The organism is Rhodococcus sp. NPDC060176 (assembly GCF_042728675.1).
Taxonomy (GTDB): Bacteria; Actinomycetota; Actinomycetes; order Mycobacteriales; family Mycobacteriaceae; genus Rhodococcus_F.
The window spans coordinates 109,970-128,078 of the sequence record NZ_JBHWYS010000013.1 but is presented as its reverse complement, the minus strand read 5'-3'; the positions used below and the strand labels follow the sequence as shown (position 1 = coordinate 128,078).

At 63.2% G+C, this 18,109-nt stretch carries 7 protein-coding genes; 3 read left to right on the top strand and 4 right to left on the bottom strand.

The window, feature by feature from the left end; translation table 11 throughout:
- The 3 genes from ACFWEM_RS32430 to ACFWEM_RS32420 all read left to right on the top strand — a co-directional run.
- The coding region (locus ACFWEM_RS32430) for an amino acid adenylation domain-containing protein (protein ID WP_378539748.1) at positions 1–12,330 on the top strand (12,330 nt) is incomplete at its 5' end.
- A 101-nt stretch (positions 12,331–12,431) separates the two neighbouring features.
- The gene (locus ACFWEM_RS32425; protein ID WP_378539747.1) at positions 12,432–13,454 is read left to right on the top strand and encodes an alpha/beta hydrolase; all 1,023 of its coding nucleotides are present in this window, start codon (positions 12,432–12,434) and stop codon (positions 13,452–13,454) included.
- Between the two features lie 102 nt (positions 13,455–13,556).
- Positions 13,557–14,384 (top strand): helix-turn-helix domain-containing GNAT family N-acetyltransferase, encoded by an 828-nt coding sequence (locus ACFWEM_RS32420; protein WP_378539746.1) that lies wholly within the window; start codon positions 13,557–13,559, stop codon positions 14,382–14,384.
- 10 nt (positions 14,385–14,394) lie between these two features.
- Here the strand turns inward: ACFWEM_RS32420 and ACFWEM_RS32415 are convergent, their stop codons facing one another.
- From ACFWEM_RS32415 to ACFWEM_RS32400, 4 genes are read right to left on the bottom strand one after another with little or no spacing between them, the layout of a single operon-like run.
- Entirely contained in the window at positions 14,395–15,861 is a 1,467-nt protein-coding gene (locus ACFWEM_RS32415) for an FAD-dependent oxidoreductase (RefSeq protein WP_378539745.1), read from the bottom strand.
- Between the two features lie 54 nt (positions 15,862–15,915).
- Entirely contained in the window at positions 15,916–16,377 is a 462-nt protein-coding gene (locus tag ACFWEM_RS32410; protein ID WP_378449799.1) for a carboxymuconolactone decarboxylase family protein, read from the bottom strand.
- Positions 16,374–17,324: an NAD(P)-dependent oxidoreductase gene (locus tag ACFWEM_RS32405; RefSeq protein ID WP_378539744.1), complete on the bottom strand. Its 951-nt coding sequence runs from the start codon at positions 17,322–17,324 to the stop codon at positions 16,374–16,376. Before ACFWEM_RS32405 ends, ACFWEM_RS32410 begins: the two co-directional genes overlap by 4 nt.
- Positions 17,321–18,070, bottom strand: coding sequence for an SDR family oxidoreductase (locus ACFWEM_RS32400; RefSeq protein ID WP_378539743.1), 750 nt, complete (start codon positions 18,068–18,070; stop codon positions 17,321–17,323). The genes ACFWEM_RS32405 and ACFWEM_RS32400 overlap by 4 nt, the downstream gene beginning before the upstream one ends.
- Positions 18,071–18,109: the final 39 nt, after the last annotated feature.

Genomic DNA, 18,109 nt, shown 5'->3' with positions numbered 1-18,109 from the left:
TCTCTTCCGGGGTTCATGGTGCCGTCGGTGGTGGTGGTGTTGGATGGGTTGCCGGTGACGGTGCATGGGAAGTTGGACCGTAAAGCCCTACCGGACACTACTTTCAACGCCGCAGAATATCGCGCGCCGATCACGCGAAACGAAGGTGTGGTCGCTCGTGCGATCTCTGACGTACTCGATCTCGACCAGGTGGGGGCCGATGACAATTTTTTCGGGCTCGGCGGGGACTCTCTCAGTGCTACCCGCGTCATAGCGCGTATCAACACCGCGGCGAGCACAAAACTGGGGGTCAAAGCTCTGTTCGACACTCCGGTGGTAGCTGATCTGGCGGCCTCGATCGATCCGGCGGAATCTGGACTTGGTGAAACGGGGTTCGGAGGTTCAGGTCTAATTGAACTCTCGGGTATGGCACGGCCAGAACACATTCCACTGTCCCTGTCGCAGTCGCGTATGTGGTTCCTCAATCAGTTCGACACTTCATCTCCGCTCTACAACATTCCCGTTGCCCTGCAACTCGACGGATTCCTCGATCTCGAAGCGCTCGAAGTTGCGCTCGGCGATGTGGTGGAACGGCATGAATCCCTTCGGACGATCTTCCCGACTTCCGCGGACGGGCCGCACCAGGTGATTGTCGAACCAGCGCTCGCTGCCCCTCGGATCCACCCCGTACGGATTGCCGGCGAGCAGATATTTGCGGCGCTGCATGGGTTCTTCGACGTGGGATTCGATGTGGCCGAGGAGTTCCCGCTGCACGTGAGGTTGCTCCGAATCGGACCGGAGCAGCATGTTCTTGCGATCGTTGTCCACCACATCGCGGCCGACGGCTTCTCGATGACGCCACTGGCACGTGACCTGATGCGCGCCTATACAGCCCGTGCGCAGGATCAGAGTCCGAGGTGGGCGCCATTGCCCATCCACTACGCTGATTACAGCGTGTGGCAGAGGGGGATAATCGACGCAGAAGATGCTCCAGGTACGTCGATCGCGGAACAATTCACCTACTGGACCGAGGCGCTGTCGGGAATCCCTGAAGTCTCACCGCTCGTTCTTGATCGACCTCGAAGGCCGAAGCGCTCTTCCGAAGGTGCCGTGGTCTCGGTGAGTATCTCACCTGAAGTTCATCGAGCTTTGACCGACCTTGCGCACCAGCATGATTCGACCCTCTTCATGGTTCTGCACGCGGCGTTCGCGGTGCTGCTGGCACGGCTCTCGGGGTCAGGCGACGTTGTGATCGGGACGCCGGTCGCGGGACGCGGCGAAGCGGTGTTGGACGACGTGGTAGGGATGTTTGTCAATACTCTGGTTCTTCGTACGCCGGTCGAATCCGGAGCAACCTTCGCCGACACCCTGGCGGCAGTGCGGTCGACAGATCTCGGCGCACTGGACCATGCGGACATTCCCTTCGAAAAGCTGGTGGACTACCTTGCGCCCGATCGTTCCACTGCGCATTCACCCCTATTTCAGGTATTACTCGAATTCCAGACCGCCACGAGCCTGCGCCTCGAACTACCGGAGTTGACGATCCGTTCGCTCGACATCGATCTCGAGGTGGCAAAATTCGATCTGCAACTGAGTGTGTTGGAGCAGGTCGACGAGCGCGGCGTTCCGGATGGGATCAGCGCCGGCTTCCGCTACACCACGGATGTTTTCGATCAAGGATCAGTGGAGCGAATTGCACAGCGCTTCGGGAGGGTGATCGACGCCGTGATCGACGATCCGTCTGCGATCGTCGGTGACATCGACATTCTTCTGACCGGCGAACGTAGCGAGGTGCTGGTTGCGCCGCCTCCCTCGGTTATCGGCAGGAACGATGATTCGCTCTCGGATCTCTTCGAACGAGCGGTGCTCACTTCGGGCGACGCCGTGGCGGTGCGTTGTGACGGCCAGTCGGTGACCTACCGCGAACTGGACGAGCGAGCCAACCGCCTCGCGCGGCTGCTGGTGGCGCAGGGCGTCGTGCCAGAGACACTCGTGGCAGTGGCGATGACCCCGTCGTTCGAACTTCTTGTGGCTCTGCTGGCGGTGGTGAAATCGGGCGGTGGATACCTACCGGTGGACGTGACGTCTCCGCTCGAACGGGTGAGTTTCGTGCTGCGTGACGCTGCGCCGCTGTGCGTACTGACGACGACCGCGGGCGGTGATGACGTCGGCGACAGCGGCGTGCCCGTGATCGTCGTGGACAGTGCCGACACTCGTGATGCGCTGCAGAGGTTTTCGCCGCTGCCGGTGACCGACGAAGACCGACTACTACCGTTGCGGCCCGATTCGGTGGCCTACGTGATTTACACCTCGGGGTCCACCGGGAGACCGAAGGGGGTGCAGGTACCTCATCGCAGCATCGTGACGCTGCTGGCAAACACCAGAGCGCTCTTCGGATTTGACCGCGGCGATGTGTGGACGATGTTCCATTCGGCGGCATTCGACTTCTCGGTGTGGGAAATGTGGGGTGCACTCGCACATGGTGGCCGCCTGGTGCTGGTGGACTATTTCACGGCACGTTCACCCGAGGCATTCCTCGAATTGCTGCGACAAGAGCGTGTCACGGTGCTCAATCAAACTCCTACCGCTTTCTATCAACTGGCGGAAGCCGACCGGCGTACCGGGGGTGCGGACCTGTCACTTCGTTACGTGATCTTCGGCGGCGAGGCGCTCGACTTCGCACAGCTGATGCGCTGGTACGCCCGACGCGGGACCTCGCCGCCAGATCTGGTCAACATGTACGGCATCACGGAGACAACCGTGCACGTCAGCCACCTACCGCTGGATCGTGAACTGGCACGTGAAGGATCTGCTTCGGTGATCGGGCGGGCACTGCCCGGGTTGCGTGTGTACGTGCTGGATCGGCGGTTGCACCCCGTGCCGCCCGGCGTCGTGGGTGAACTGTATGTCTCCGGCGACCAGGCTTCACGCGGATACCTCGGCCGGTTCGGTCTCACCGCCACACGTTTCGTTCCCGACCCCACAGTCAGCGGCGCGCGCATGTACCGGTCCGGTGACGTCGGACGCGTGAATGACTACGGGCAACTGGAGTACCTCGGTCGCAATGACATGCAGGTGCAGGTGAAGGGCTATCGGATCGAACTCGGCGAGGTGGAGTCTGCTCTGCTCTGCGGAGTGGGAGTGGCGCAGTCGGCGGTGGCGGCTCGCGGAGACCGGTTGGTGGGCTACGTGGTGGCGGAGTCCGGTGCAACCGTCTCTCCGAAGGCGCTGCTCGAGGTCCTCTCGGCGAAGTTGCCAGCACACATGGTCCCCGCTGTCGTGACGGTTCTCGATGCCCTGCCACTGACGGTGAACGGGAAACTGGACCGGAAAGCGTTGCCTGAACCTGACTTCGGGCAACAGACAACCGAGAGTCGTTCTCCCGTCTCGGACACGGAAAGTATCCTTGCGAGCCTCTTTGCCGAGGTTCTGGGACTCGACGAGGTGGGGTTGGACGACTCGTTCTTCGCCCTCGGTGGCGATTCGATCATGTCCATCCAGTTGGTGACCCGCGCCAAGTCTGCCGGAGTTCTCGTCACACCGCGCGAGGTGTTCGAGCGCAAAACCGTGACAGCGCTGGCCGAGACGGCCGGAACGGCTGGCAACCGTGTCGTCCTCGACGAATTACCTGGCGGCGGCGTCGGTGAGATCGAATTGACGCCGATCGTCAAATGGATGCTTGACCGTGGTGGAGATTTTCGCCGGTACTCCCAATCTGTTCTGCTCTCGGTTCCTGCCACGCTCGACGAGGACACGTTGACACAGGCCATGCAGGCCGTGTTGGACCATCACGACATCCTCCGAGCAGGCCTTCGGGTCGCACTCCACCCCGAATCCGTTGTGCGGATGGACGTCGAGCCTGCAGGTGCGGTGAGGTCGCCGACAGTCGTGCACCGCGTGCACCTCGACGGCGCTGTGGCCGAGACGGTCTCGACGGCACTTGGCGCCGCTCTGGATCGGCTCGATCCGGGGACCGGCGTGATGGTGCAAGCAGTGTTGTTCGATCCTGACGGATCTGGGCGCAAGCGGATGCTTCTCGTGGCGCACCACCTCGTGACGGACGGGGTCTCCTGGCGAATTCTGATCCCCGATCTCGCGCTCGCGTGTGCGCAGGTGCAGTCAGGCATCGACCCTTCACTGGCTCCGGTCGGGACGTCGATGCGTCGATGGGCGCGCGGCCTCGTCGACGCCGCGCACGAGCCGGATCGGGTGGCCGAACTCGACTACTGGCGGGACACACTGCGAGGTCCGGACCCGATGCTCGGCGCGCGCTCCTTGGCGACGACGGATACCGGCGTGAGTGCAGCAGACGTCGAAATGCGGGTACCCCCGGCCTTGACCGAAACCGCGTTGACCGATGTGCCGCAGGCGATTCACGGGAGCGTCGAGGACGGATTGTTGACGGCGTTGGCGGTGGCTTTGGTTCGCTGGCGGAGCGAGCGGGGGATCGACGCTGCGGAGGCGTTGATCAGCCTCGAGGGTCACGGACGTGAGGAACCGGTGGTCCCGGGGGCTGACCTTGCTCGTACCGTCGGATGGTTCACGTCGATCTTCCCGGTGCGACTCGATTTGAGCGGAGTGGATCCGAGTGATGCCTGCGCCGGCGGTCCGGCGGCAGGCTTGGCTGTCAAGGCTGTCAAGGAACAACTCCGGGCGGTGCCGGAACGGGGCATCGGATACGGCCTACTTCGATACTTGAACGATGCGACAGCACAGTCGCTTTCGCAATTTTCTGCCCCACAGATCAGTTTCAACTACCTCGGACGGGTCGGTGGATCCGAGGCCGATGCTTCAACGGAATGGATACCGATCCGTGACGAGGGTCTGCGGGCAGTTGCGGTCACCGAGCTGCCGCTGGCGGCTGTCCTCGAGGTCAACATCATGATCATCGAGGGCAGCGACACTGCAGATCGCCCGGAGCTCGTTGCCGCCTGGACCTATTCGCCGGACATTCTGCGCGAGGACGAGGTCCGCCACCTCGCGCAGTTGTGGGTCGATGCACTCGTCGGGCTCGGCGAGTACGCAGCGGACGGTGGCGGATTCACACCCTCGGACTTCGATCTGGTCGAGCTTCGACAGGATGCGATCGACGACCTCGAGATTCGGTGCGACGACCTTCGCGACGTCTGGCCACTCTCACCACTGCAAGCAGGTCTGCTGTTCCATGCCGAACTGGCCGAAGAGTCCGTCGACGCCTACCTCGTGCAGGTGACCCTCGACCTCGTCGGCGACCTCGATGCGGAACGCCTTCGCCGCGCGGCCGATACGCTGCTCGACAGGCATGAAAACTTGCGCAGCGCCTTCCTTCACGACGCGGACGGCCGCGCCGTCCAGGTGGTCCGAAGCAAAGTGGCTGCGCCATGGCAGGCAGTCGACCTCGCTGCCAAGTCAACTCGGGATCTCGAGCAAGTACTGGCACAGGACCGAGCGCTCCCGTTCGACATCTCGCGTGCGCCGCTGATCAGGTTCACGCTCGTCGCGATTGCCCCGGAAACGTTCAAGCTTGTGCTGACCAACCACCACATCCTTCTGGACGGCTGGTCGATGCCACTTCTGATCAGGGAGTTGGCGACCCTGTACGTTGCGGACGGCGAGGCGTCGGAGCTGCCGCGTGCACGCCCCTACCTCGACTACCTGACCTGGATGAACCGTCGCGACCGGGAAGCCTCCCGCGGGGTGTGGGCGAGGGCACTGCAGGGAATAGACGGACCGACGCTGCTGGCCCCGCAGGATCGGTCGCGTCGACTCTCCACCATGGCGGCCGAGTGGGTGTTCGATCTGTCCGAGGATTTCACGACGACACTTCGCGGCGTAGCGAGGAGCCGAGGGCTGACGTTCAATTCGATAGTCCAGGCGTCGTGGGGGATCGTCCTCTCGGCGCTGACCGGGCGAGACGATGTGGTGTTCGGAGCGACTGTGTCGGGTCGACCACCCGAGCTGACCGGGATCGAAACCATGATCGGGCTGTTCATCAACACAATTCCGGTCCGAATCACGGTGCGACCGGGTGAGAGTGTCGGCGCTCTCCTGCAGCGGATTCAGTCTGAGCAGGCGGAGTTGTCGGATCACCACTATCTCGGACTTTCCGAGATCCAAGACGCCTCCGGGCCGGAGATCGGCTTCGACACGTTGACGGTCTTCGAGTCGTACCCCGTCGACCGTCAAGGACTGTCGACCGATACGGACAACGCGGGGATCCGCATCGCCGGCGTCGAGGCGAAGGATGCTGCCCACTATCCGCTCAGTTTGGTGGCGTCGGTCGATACCAGGCTTCGGCTGAAGTTCGAGTATCTACCCGAGGTTTTCGACTCGGGCGATATCGAGTCCATCGCCGGCCGACTGCGGCGCGTGCTCGAAGCGTGTGTCCATCCGGATCAATCCTCGGCCGCGGTGTCGGTGCTGACGGAGATCGAACGCGACCAACTGGTGCCCGTCCGTGGTGCGGTTGGTGGGTCGACCCGCATTTTTCCAGAGATCTTCGACGCGGCAGTTCAGCAGGATCCGGATGCACTCGCTGTTGTATCGGCGAGCGGCAGCATGACCTATGGCGAGCTGGATTTCCTGTCGAATCGTATTGCTCGCGTACTCGTCTCGCGAGGACTGGGGACCGAGGACTACGTCGCAGTCGGTGTTCCGCGTTCTCTCACCTCGGTATTGTTGATACTCGCCGTGGCCAAAACAGGCGCTGCATTCGTGCCGATCGATCCGAACTACCCTGACGAGCGGATCACCCACATGTTGAGCGATTCCAACGTCGGCGTCGGATTGACCACTACCGCATGTCGTGATCGGCTGCCCGATATCGCAGAGTGGCTGATTCTCGACGATCCGGACTTCACCGAGAAGTGCGAAGGATTCTCGGGCCGCCCTCTGACCGACAGCGACCGACTCCGTCCGATCGGGTTGGATTCCGCGGCCTACGTCGTTTACACCTCGGGGTCGACCGGCGTGCCCAAGGGAGTGGTGGTCACTCATCGCGGCCTCGACAATTTCGCGCGGGACCAGGTCGAACGCTACGGTGCAACACCACAATCGCGCACACTGCACTTCTCCACTCCGAGTTTCGACGGGTCGCTCTTCGAGTATCTGCAGGCTTTCGGCGCCGGCGCAGCCATGGTGATCGCTTCGCCTGGGGTGTACGGGGGCGAGGAGCTTGCGGAGCTTCTGGCCGAGCACGCCGTCACCCACGCGTTCATCACCACCGCCGCACTGGCTTCGGTGGATCCAGCTGGGCTCGAGCAACTTTCGGATGTCGTGTTCGGTGGTGAAGCCTGCCCACCCGACCTTGTCGCTCGCTGGGCGCCCGGCCGCAGGCTGTACAACGCCTACGGACCGACCGAGGCGACGATCATGTCCAACGTCAGCCCGCCGATGGCGGCTGGTGAACGCATCACGATCGGTGGACCCATCAGGGGTGTAAGCGAACTGGTGCTCGATTCGCGGCTGCAAGCCGTTCCCGTCGGGGCGCCTGGCGAGCTGTACCTTGCCGGGTCTGGAGTGGCGCGGGGATACCACTGTAGGCCGGGATTGACGGCAGAACGCTTTGTCGCCAATCCGAGTGACCCGGGAACGCGGATGTACCGCACCGGAGACATCGTGCGATGGACGGCCGAATCGCGTATCGAATACATCGGCCGCACCGACTTCCAAGTCAAGATTCGGGGCTTCCGTGTCGAACTGGGTGAGATCGACAGCGCGCTCATGGCGGAGTCGAATGTCGGGTTTGCCGTCACCATTGCTCACCGCGGCTCCGCGGGAGACTCCCGGCTCGTGTCGTACGTCGTGCCGGCAGAGGGCCGATTGGACACCAGGTTCCTGATTAATGCCCTGGCCGAGCGATTGCCTTCGCACATGGTGCCCGCCGCAATTGTCGTGCTGGAGAGCATTCCGCTGACAGCCGTCGGCAAACTCGACCGCTCGGCGTTGCCCAGCCCCGAGATCCACACGACCGCAAGGGATTTTCGTTCACCGGTCGGCCCGATCGAGCAAGCGGTGTCGAACGTGTTTGCAGAGGTGCTCGGCCTCGACAGCGTCGGTGCCGACGGTAATTTCTTCGACCTCGGGGGAAATTCTCTCAGCGCTACATCGGCCGCGGCCAGGCTGCGGGCAGTGCTGAAAGCCTCCGTCGGCGTGCGGGATCTGTTCGAGGCGCCGACGGTAGCAGCCTTGGCTGCGGTGATCGACCAGTCGGTTGCTGGACCGTCGGGACGCTCGGTGTCGGAGCCGCGCCCTCGACCCGAAAACATCCCGTTGTCGTTTGCTCAGCAGCGAATGTGGTTCGTCAATCAACTGGACACCAGTTCGCCCGCGTACAACATCCCGCTCGTGGTGCGACTGACCGGGGAACTCGACAAGCCGGCGTTGAGAGCAGCGGTGTCCGATGTCATCGCCCGCCACGAATCGCTACGAACGATGTTCCCGGTTCGCGGTGACGAACCCGTCCAGCACATTGTGCCCACCGACAGCACGGCGCTGCCGAAATTGACCGAGCCACCTGTTGCCGCCGAACATCACCTCCGCGGCGAGCTTGCCAGAATGGTCTCGGCAGGGTTTGACGTAGCAGCGCGAATCCCAATGCGCGCAGCGTTGTTCACATTAGGCGAGCGCGAACACGTACTTGCGGTTGTGGTGCACCACATCTCCGCCGACGGTTTCTCGATGTCCCCGTTGGTGCGGGATGTGATGACGGCCTACGAGGCCCGCGTACGCGGCGAAGAACCGCAATGGGCGCCTCTGGTGATCCAGTACGCCGACTTCACCCTCTGGCAGCGAGAGCTTCTGGGTTCCGGCGAAAACCCGGCATCGGTGATCTCCGAACAGCTGGATTACTGGCGACGCACACTCTCGGGCGCACCCGACCTCCTGGAACTTCCTCTCGATCGGGACCGGCCCGCACAGCAGACTTTTCACGGCTCGCGTATCCACTTCTCGATCGGCCGTGACCTCCATCGCCGTATCCAGGAGCTGTCGAGGCAGCATCAGTCCACTGCATTCATGACAGTGCACGCGGCGCTCGCAGTACTGCTGGCACGTCTCGGCAGCACCGACGACGTCGTGATCGGGACACCGATCGCCGGTCGAGGGGACCGCGTCCTCGATGACCTGATCGGCATGTTCGTCGGAACACTTGCCCTGCGTACACAGGTGGACTCGGCTCAGTCGTTCCGGGACTTCGCGGCGCATTGTCGCGAGGTCGACCTCGCGGCGTTCGCGCATTCCGAGGTTCCGTTCGAGAGGGTTGTCGATGCGGTCGGGCCTGAACGGTCGACGGCCTACGCTCCCATCGCGTCGGTGTCGTTGGAATTCCAGAACAACGAACGGCCGAATCTGCGACTGCCGGAGTTGGAAGTCCGCGGCATCGACCCCCAACTCGACGTCGTGAAGGTGGACCTGGAATTCCTCCTGGCCGAGGAATTCGACGAAAGTGGAGCGCCCCGAGGGATGAGCGGCGCGGTCGACTTCGCCACTGATCTCTTCGATCCAGGTACGGTCAGCAGCTTTGCCGACATGTTCGTACGTGTTCTCGAATCCGTGACTGTGCATCCCGAAGCGGCCATCGGTGACATTGCGCTGTTCGGTGATCTCGAATCTCGCGAGTTGGTGCCGGCGCGTGGACAGACGGGAGTACCACCGAAACTATGGCCCGACTTGTTGGCGACCGCTGCTGCGGTCGACCCGGACTCGGTGGCTCTGTCACTCGAGAACCGGCAGATCAGCTACCGCGAACTGGACGAGTGGTCGAACCGTGTGGCCCGGGAACTGTGCGGTCGGGGTGTGGGCCCGGAGACCTTCGTGGCGTTGGGGATGCCACGATCGATCGAGTCGGTGGTGGCCATCTGGTCGGTGGCCAAAGCCGGAGCTGCTTTTGTGCCCGTCGATCCCGACTACCCGCGTGGGCGCGTCGAATACATGCTCGCCGATTGCCGAGCCTCACTCGGATTGACGGTTCGCGGAAGCCGAACCCATCTACCCGACGTGGTTCCTTGGCTCGAACTCGACGATCCTGACTTCGAGCAGCGGGTGGCGGCGTTGTCGCCGGAACCGATCACCGACGACGACCGAACCGCTGAATTGCGCCTCGACCATCCTGCCTATCTGATCTACACCTCGGGGTCTACCGGAAAGCCCAAGGGAGTGAACATCACTCATCGCGGTCTGGCCAACTTCACGGCAGAGACTCGAGAGAGGTTCGAGGTCACGCACGATGCGCATGTCTCGCAGTTGGCGTCGCCGAGTTTCGACGCGTCCATCTTCGAGTTGACCATGGCGTTCAGTGCGTCCGCACGGGTCGTGATCGTTCCACCGGCGGTGTACGGTGGCGCCGAATTGGCAGACGTTTTCCGGCGCGAGCAGGTCACTCATGCCACCATCACGCCGACTGCGCTGGCGGCGCTCGGTGACAACGGATTCGAGGCGCTTCGTGTCCTCGATCTGGTGGGCGAGGCCTGTCCGCCGGAGGTGGTCACGCAGTGGGCGCCGGGTCGGAGGCTGCACAACGGGTACGGCCCGACGGAAACCATGGTGCAGGCAAGCGTCAGCGATTCGATGAAACCCGGGGCAGGAGTGAACATCGGCTCGCCCGCAGTGGGATTCGGTTTCCTGGTGCTGGACGAGCGTTTGCAACCCGTCCCGGTCGGTGTGCCGGGGGAGTTGTACATCATCGGCCCGGGTATGGCACGTGGGTACCACAATCGGGCGTCACTGACGTCGGAGCGATTTGTGGCCTGCTTGTACGGGGCCCCGGGGCGTCGGATGTACCGCACCGGAGATGTCGTGCGCTGGCGTGAGTCCGGCGGCGACAGTGCACGTGATGACAGCAGTGCACGTGATGACAGCAGTACCAACGATGACAACAGTACCAACGATGACAACATTGCAAGTACTGGGTCACATCACACGCTGGAGTACATCGGGCGCAGCGACTTCCAGGTCAAGATCCGTGGTTTCCGGATCGAACTCGGCGAAATCGATGCAGTTCTCACGCGACACCCGTCCGTGGACTTCGCTGCCACCATCGGCCAGGTCGGACCCTCAGGTGAAACGGTCCTGGTGTCGTATGTGCGTGCGTCGGATGCCGAATCCAGGGACAGCGAAGCCAGGGACAGCGAGGCCAGGGACAGCGTAGCCAGGGACAGCGAGGCCCCGGACAGCGACGAGATACGGGTGTACGCGGCCGACCGACTACCCGCGCACATGGTTCCGTCGGCGGTGGTACTTCTCGAACGCATACCGATGACGCCGGTGGGTAAGCTCGACCGGAAGGCTCTGCCGGCACCCGAATTCAGTTCGGCCGCAGCAGAGTTCCGCGAACCGGTCACCGCGACCGAACACGCAGTGGTCGACGCATTCGCCGAGGTTCTTGGCGTCGACCGGGTGAGCACTGCGGACAGCTTCTTCGATCTGGGCGGGTCGTCTCTCGTTGCCACCCGAATCGTCAGCGCACTGCACTCCCGATTCCAACGCAGGATTCCACTTCAATGGCTGTTCCTGGACCCGACACCCGCCGGAATTGCTCGACGCCTCGACCTGCCGGCTGTGAGCGCCGGCATGGAAGAGTTTCTCGCCGTGGTTGTTCCGCTGCGCGCAGAAGGACGTGGGCGACCACTGTTCTGTGTGCATCCTGGTATGGGCCTGTCCTGGGGGTATGCCGGTCTGGTGCGGTATCTGCCCGAAGACCGACCGGTGTACGGCCTTCAACTCCCCGCACTCAGCGACGACGGTGACTATCAGTCGATCGAACAGTTGGCGCATCGCTACGTCGAAGAGATGGAGGCCGTGTCGCCGGAAGGGCCCTACGACTTGCTCGGGTGGTCGCTCGGTGGCGTCATCGCGCACGCCATGGCCGTCGAATTGCAATCGTCCGGCAGCGAAGTCGCAACACTGACGATGATGGACAGTTACCCCGACAACGGCGATGTGGCGCCGTCAGCCGTCCTCGATGTACGGGACCTGCTGAGAGGACTCGGTCTCGAGGTCGAGACCGACGAAGATCTGACCTTCGACGAGGCGGCGGCCGTGTTGACCCAGTCGGTCGGGACCGAGACCGGGGTCGACGGTCGGGACCTCGAGCGGATTGCCCGTGCGTACGAGGCTTCGCAGCGCATCACGCACCAGTTCGTTCCACAGGTCTACGAAGGAGACCTGGTGATTTTCCCGGCAACTGGAGGAGACGACACGATCCCCCGCAAAAGGTCGACCCAGGAATGGGGTCCGCTCGTGACCGGCCGGATCCTGGAGATACCGGTGGGCTGCGGACACAACGAGATGATCGAGCCTGCGGCCATGGCGGTCATCGGACCGGAGATGGCTCGGCTCCTCACGATGTTTTCGGGCCACTCCGAACGGGCATGACAACTCAAGCCACCAAGCCACCAAGCCACCAAGCCGCAAGCCCGCGAAGCGAGCGCCACCAAGCTGTTGCCGGGCACCGCAATCGAGCACGAGGAGCGGCAATGAGAAGGATCGGACGCACTCGGGCGGTACTTGCCGTCGCCCTCGTCGCATGGACAGGATTGTTCGGTGAAGTAGCGCTGGCCTCGGCAGATCAGGCGCGGACATTGCCTGCAGACGGATCAGCCCTCGACCACGTCGAGCAGATCAACGCCCGTCAACTGACGATGTACGTCTACTCGGCTGCAATGGACAAGGTGATCCCACTCGAGGTGATTCGGCCGGCAGACACCAGTGCGCCGAGGCCGACTCTCTATCTGCTCAACGGCGCCGGCGGCGGCGAGGACACGGCTACGTGGCAGACACGGACGGACGTCGTCGACTTCTTCGGCGACAAGAACGTCAACGTCGTGAATCCCATCGGCGGTGCATACAGCTATTACACCGACTGGGAGAAGCCTGATCCTGTTCTGGGACTGAACAAGTGGACCACGTTCCTCACCCAGGAGTTGCCGCCGATCGTCGACGCCACACTCGGTACGACGGGTGCGAACGCCGTCGCCGGATTGTCGATGGCCGGTACGTCGGTTCTGAGTCTGGCCGAGGCCGCGCCGACGGTTTACCGTGCGGTCGGTGCCTTCAGCGGTTGCGCCGAGACGAGTACTCAGCCAGGTCAGGACTACGTGAGATTCGTGGTCGGATTCCGCGGCGGCAACGTCGACAACATGTGGGGTCCCGTCGGTGGTCCGGGGTGGGTGGCCAACGATCCGGTGGTCAACGCCGAGAGATTGCGAGGCATCGATCTCTACATCAGCAACGGAACGGGGCTGCCAGGTCCACACGAGAATCTAGGTGGACCGATGGTCAACGGTGATCCGGGTGTTCTCGCCAACCAGGTGATCGTGGGCGGAGTCATCGAGGCCGGGACCAACCAGTGCACCCATCGTCTGGCCGAGCGGCTCGACTCCCTGGGCATCCCCGCCACCTACGATTTCCGGGCAACGGGCACGCACTCCTGGGGATATTGGCAGGACGATCTTCACAACTCGTGGCCGGTGATTGCCGAGTCGATCGGTGCGCGTTAGCCGGCGACCCGATGGGTTGGCGGCTGAGTTGTTTCTCACTTCGGGACCCAGTCTCCGAACCTGACCGCCCGAACTGCAGGTCAGCGGCGTTATAGTCGCCAGATGAGTTCAGATACACTCGCGCCCCTCGACACCGATGTACTCGCGCGCAGGTTTGCGTGCCTGGGTGATCCCACGCGGTTGCGAGTGCTTCGACTTGCAGCTGCCGGCCCGGTAGAGGTCGAGGAGATCGCACGCGCTGCATCACTCGAACCGTCCGCCCTGGGTGCTCACCTCCAGGCGTTGAGCGAGGTCGGCTTCGTCGAGGTGACGATGCACGAAGGCAACTCGGTTGTCAGTGTCGCCGGAACCGCGTACTCGGATCTGATGGCAGCGGCCGCCGTCGCAGCTGCGCGCGGTCCGGTCAGAGACACCTTGGGGCTGCTTCCCTCCGACGTGGTTCTGCGCCGCATGGACTCGAGTGACTGGGACGCCGTGCGGTCGATCTACCGCGAGGGAATCGACACCGGAACCGCGACCTTCACCACGTCGGTGCCATCCGCCGAGAAGCTCGACGCTCAATGGTTGCCTGATCATCGGTGGGTCGCAGAGATCGACGGACGCGTCGAAGGCTGGGCGAGCCTGAGCCCGGTGTCCTCGCGTGACTGCTACCGCGGGGTCGCCGAGAACTCCATCTACGTCGGCAGCGGCGCTCGGGGTCGCGGGGTCGGCAAGCTGCTGCTTCGCCAGCAGGTGCAGGCCGCCGACGCCAGCGAGATCTGGACTGTGCAGTCGTCGATCTTCCCGGAAAACCGTGCGAGTGTCGCGCTGCACCAGGCCGTCGGGTTCCGAATCGTCGGGACTCGCTCGCGTATCGCTCAACTGGGTGGGCGGTGGCGTGACACGTTGTTCCTCGAACGTCGCAGCGAGGATGCTGTCGCTGACATTTGAGAACAGACGCTCAACCCTTGGCAGCGCTGATTCCGGCGCGTCGACCGTAGAAGCTGCCGTCACCGAGGGACGTGCCTGAGGCATAACCGCCGGCGCAGACTCCGGCAGTGCAGCGGCCGGCGGCAAAAAGCCCGGGTATCGGCTCGCCCGAGACGTGCAGGACCTCGGAGTTGATCGATGTGCGAAGACCCCCGAGTGTGAATCCGGCGGTGAAGTTGCGAAGGTCGAGCGCCGCGACGGGCGAGCCGATCGGCTTGACCCACTCCTTCTTCTTACCGAGTACCGGGTCTTCACCACGGGCAGCGTGGCGGTTGTATACCTCCACGGTCGACTGCAGCGTGCCCGCCGGCAGCCCCATGTCGGATTCGAGTTCCTCGACGGTTTCGGCTACCCACTTGGGCTGGAACCTGAAGAACGGTGTGGAACTGTCTGCGGCGCAACCCTCTTCGTAGGAAGCTTCGTCGATGATCAAGTAGGCCTGATTCTCGTTGCGTAGCAACGTTTCCTGCCCGATCCTGCCCGGGTACGTATCCTCGTTGACGTAACGCTGGCCGCGTCCGTTGACAAGTATGCCGCGGATCATCAACTGGGGATCGCCGAAGAATGCGACCTCGGTTGCGTCCATGTGCGCGAGGTCGGCGCCCAGGGCTTGCGCCATCTGGATCGCCTTGCCGTCGTGCTCCTCGATGGCTGCGCCGGGTCGACCGATGAGTCTCGGTGCGTACGACTGAATCATCGATTCGTTGTAGGCGAAGCTTCCCGTAGCCAGTACGACGCCCGTGCGTGCTCGGACCGCCACTTCTTTGCCGTACTGCTTGGCGATGATGCCGACGACTCGATCGCCGTCGACGACCAAGCGTTGTACCCGCATGTCGTATTCAGCTCGTACGCCCAGGCTTTCGGCTGTCTCGATCAACGGCTTCATCAACATGAAGCCGCCGCCTTTCTCTCCGGTGCGTTTGCCGCTCATCTGCGGGACGTGACCGCGAGGGGCTGGTGTCGCGATCGTGTTGAACGGTGCCGAGTTCTCGCCGCCGGAATACATGAGCCCGTCGTCGAAAGGCGTTTCCCAACCCGGTTGGCCGTAGAAACTTTCCTTGAACGGCACACCGTTGTCGACGAGCCAGTTGTAGTGTTCGACGCTGCCTTCGCAATAGTCGGTGATCTTCTCCTCGTCCGCGCCGGGACCGAGCGCGGCCATCATGAACGACTTCATGTTCGCGGGGGAGTCCTCGAACCCGAGCGCCTGCTGCAACGGGGTTCCGCCGCCCAGATAGATGAATCCGCCGGCCAACGCGGCGGCGCCGCCCCATCCACTCGTGCGTTCGAGCACCAGCACTTCGGCCCCCGCACGGGCTGCCTCGATCGACGCGCTTACTCCGGCGATGCCGTAGCCGGCGACGACAACGTCAGCCTCGAAGTGCCACTGTTCGATGCTTGCTGCGGACTGCGGACGGATTGAGCTGGCCTCGGCCATGGATTCGGGTCCTTCGTTCTTCGGTAAGTTGATTGCAGTATCTCGATCGACGGTTCAGTCGGTGTCCGTTTTCGCGGAATCCGCGGCAGCCTTCTCCTTGGCGCGTGCGGCTTTGCGTCGGTCGGCCTTCACGGCGATCAGCGCGTTGTTGAGGCCGGTGGCCAGCGGCCAGCCGACGTAGTGGCACAAAAAGATCGCGGCCTCTTCGAACTGCTGCTCAGTCAACTCTTCGTTGTGGAGAGCAGCGTTGATCTGGATCTTTGCGACGTCGCTCTGCCCCTGGGCGGTGATGGCGCCGATCAGAAGCAGTCGGCGATCACGCACCGACAGCCCCGGGCGTGTCCAGATGTCGGCGAAGAGATGGTCGGCGGTCACCGCGAAGAAATCGCCGGGAACATCAGCGGGGAGTTCCCAGCCGTACACCTCGTTCATCTTCGCGACGCCGCGAGCGCGGGTCTCGGAGATGCGGTTTCCGTCGGCTCCGCTGGTGTCGGTCATGTGGGTGGTGTCGGTCATGCGTGCTCCCGTGTCGTAGATGCCGGTGAAGGTTCGCCGTCCCCGTTTCCATCCCCGTGATCGACGCCGAGTCCGACGCCGAGTCCGGAGAGTGCAAGGTGCGCGAGCGGCAGTTCGAGATTCAGCCGGTCACCGAGGTCGATGGCCAAGGCCAAGTCCTTCTCCCCGAGATTGCGAACGTGCTGCAGTATCGAGAACCACGGATCATCCTCCGAGACCGGTGCGGTGGTGTCGCGAAGCATGATCGCGCCGGCGCCACCGGTGATGGCATCGGTATGCCTGACGACCTTTCCGAGCGTGCGGAGATTCAGTCCTGCAGCCTCGGCGAGTCGCGCAGCCTCGGTCGTGGCGGTGAACGAGACGAAATGAAGAAGGTTACGTGCGAGCTTCATTCGAGTTCCTGCGCCGACATCACCGGCACGAACCACCAGTTCGGCCCAGCATCCGAATGGCTCACTGACGGCCTCGAACGCCTCCTCCGATCCACCGATCATCACCGCCAACCTGCCCTGGGCGGCACCGCCCGCACCGCCGCTGATCGGCGCGTCGATCAGCAGAACGCCACGCACCTCGCAGATACGAGCGAGTTCCACCGCCGTGGTGTCCGAGATGGTCGAGTGAATCGCGACGACGGTTCCCGGCCGTGCAGTCGTCAGAATCCCGTGCGGCCCGTCGACGACCTCGCGGACCTGCGCGTCGTCGAGGACCGTGACGGAGATGATGCTCGCGCGCGCAGCTACCTCGGCGGGCGTCGATGCTGCGCCTGCACCCGCCGTGGTGAACGGCTCGAGCGCTTCGGGGCGGGCATCACACACCACGAGCCCTCCCGGCCAGTCCAGGAGGCGCGTCGCCATGGGCGCACCCATGTTGCCCAGACCGACATACCCCAGACGGGGTTTCGAAGAGCTGGGTTTCGGCGAGCGGGGCTCAGAAGCGGATTCCGTCACGACCGGTACACCTGCCCGCCGTCGACGTTGAAGATCTGCCCGGTCACCCAGCCTGCGTCGTCCGAGAGGAGGAACAGGCACATGCCGACGAGATCATCCGGTGTTCCCATGCGCTGCAACGGGATTCGCTTGACCATGTCCTTGACGATGTTGCCGGGGGTGACGGTTCGAGTCGCCTCGGTGTCGATAGGACCGGGAGCTATGGCGTTGATGCGGATGTTCGACCAGCCGAGTTCGGTCGCGAGTTGTTGCGTCAGGCTGTTGACCCCGGCTTTCGCGAGTCCGTAGTAGTTCGAGTACAACCAGGCTGCCGTGGAGGACTGGTTGACGATCGAGCCACCCTTCTCCCGCATGTGAGGTACTACGGCGCGGCACACCTGCAATGCGCCGTCCATGTTGACGCTCATGAACTTTCGGTAGTAGTCCCAGTCGACGGTCAACAAGGAATCGATCTTCATTCCGCCGTAGATGGCAGCGTTGTTCACCAGATGCTCGATGCTTCCGAACTGCTCGACAGTGAACTCGGCAAGTGCCGCAGTCGATTCCCCGTCGGCAACATCGACGTCTTTGAACACCGCGCGCCCACCGTCCGCGGTGATCTGTTTTGCTACAGCTTCGCCGAGTTCGCGATTGAGGTCGGCGATCACCACGTTGGCGCCCTCTGTGGCCAACGCGCGAGCGTATGCCTCCCCGATGCCCTGCGCCGCGCCGGTGACTATCGCAGTGCGACCGTCGAAACGTCCCATGTCGACCTACTTTCGTGGTGATGATGTGCGGTGATGGTG

Bases quoted from the DNA above. Each gene is read 5' to 3' on its own strand.
- ACFWEM_RS32425 (WP_378539747.1), top strand. From the start codon at position 12,432: ATGAGAAGGATCGGACGCACTCGGGCGGTACTTGCCGTCGCCCTCGTC.
- ACFWEM_RS32420 (WP_378539746.1), top strand. From the start codon at position 13,557: ATGAGTTCAGATACACTCGCGCCCCTCGACACCGATGTACTCGCGCGC.
- ACFWEM_RS32415 (WP_378539745.1), bottom strand. From the start codon at position 15,861: ATGGCCGAGGCCAGCTCAATCCGTCCGCAGTCCGCAGCAAGCATCGAA.
- ACFWEM_RS32410 (WP_378449799.1), bottom strand. From the start codon at position 16,377: ATGACCGACACCACCCACATGACCGACACCAGCGGAGCCGACGGAAAC.
- ACFWEM_RS32400 (WP_378539743.1), bottom strand. From the start codon at position 18,070: ATGGGACGTTTCGACGGTCGCACTGCGATAGTCACCGGCGCGGCGCAG.